Here is a 1,153-nt window from a genome sequence, read left to right as displayed (position 1 = left end):
GACCGGCGACGTGCTGGCATTCGACGCCCACGCGAGTGACACCGACCTCGACGACCTGCGCGCGCGGCTGGCCGCGGCGCGGCTGCCGGAGGCCGAGACGGTCCACCTCGCCGCCCCCGGCCCCCACCGGTGGGCACAGGGAGTCCCCCTCGCCGACCTCGTGGACGTGGTGGACCACTGGCGCACCGGGTACGACTGGCGGTCGTTCGAAACACGCCTCAACCGGATCGGCCAGTCCCGCACGACCATCGACGGTCTGGGAATCCACTTCCTGCACCGCCGATCCGCGCGCGCGGACGCCACCCCCCTGGTCCTGACGCACGGCTGGCCGGGCAGCATCGCCGAGTTCACCCATGTGACGGACGAACTGGCGGATCCGGAAAGCGCGGACGCGCCGGCGTTCCACGTCGTGGCCCCCTCGCTGCCCGGCTTCGGTTACAGCGACAAGCCGACCACCACCGGGTGGGGAACCGAGAAGATCGCGGCCGCCTGGGTGGAACTGATGGGAAGGCTCGGCTACGACGAGTTCCTGGCCCACGGCGGCGACTGGGGAGGTGTGGTCACCACGATCCTCGGCGGCAGGTTCCCCGAGCACGTTCTCGGCATCCACACGACGCTCGCGCAGGCACCGCCCGGGTTGTCAACGGACGGGCTGACGGCGGCCGAGCGCGAATGGACCGAGGAGACCCGCGGCTTCTGGCGCCACCGCGAGGCGTACGCGAAGCAGCAGGCGACCCGGCCGCAGACCATCGGCTACTCGCTCGTCGACTCACCGGTCGGTCTCCTCGCCTGGATCCTGGACAAGTTCGCCGAGTGGTCGGACACCGAGGACAGCCCGTTCGAGACGATCTGCAGGGACAGGGTCCTCGACAACGTCACCCTGTACTGGCTGACGCGGAGCGGCGCGTCGTCGGCCCGTATCTACTACGAAAGCCACGACTCACTCGATCCCGAACTCCGGGTCGACGTCCCGTCGGCGATCAGTGTGTACCCCCGCGACATCGAGAAGTGTCCGCGCCCCTGGGCGCGGGAGCGGTACCGGCAGATCGTCCGGTGGAGGTCGCCCGAGACCGGGGGGCACTTCCCCTCGCTGGAGGTTCCCGAGTACTTCGTCGAGGACCTGCGCGAGGGCCTCTCGGCTGTGCTGGCCGCT

1 protein-coding gene is annotated in these 1,153 nt (G+C 70.3%); it reads left to right on the top strand.

Features of this window, described 5'->3' with window-relative positions; genetic code table 11:
• On the top strand, positions 1-1,153 hold a 1,153-nt coding region (locus FYW95_RS27455; RefSeq protein ID WP_236572347.1), incomplete at both ends, for an epoxide hydrolase family protein.

It is taken from the genome of Nocardiopsis sp. FR4, from assembly GCF_009830945.1.
In the GTDB taxonomy this organism is placed as follows: domain Bacteria; phylum Actinomycetota; class Actinomycetes; order Streptosporangiales; family Streptosporangiaceae; genus Nocardiopsis.
The sequence above is the reverse complement of the archived record's forward strand: the minus strand, read 5'-3'. Positions and strand labels throughout refer to the sequence as shown.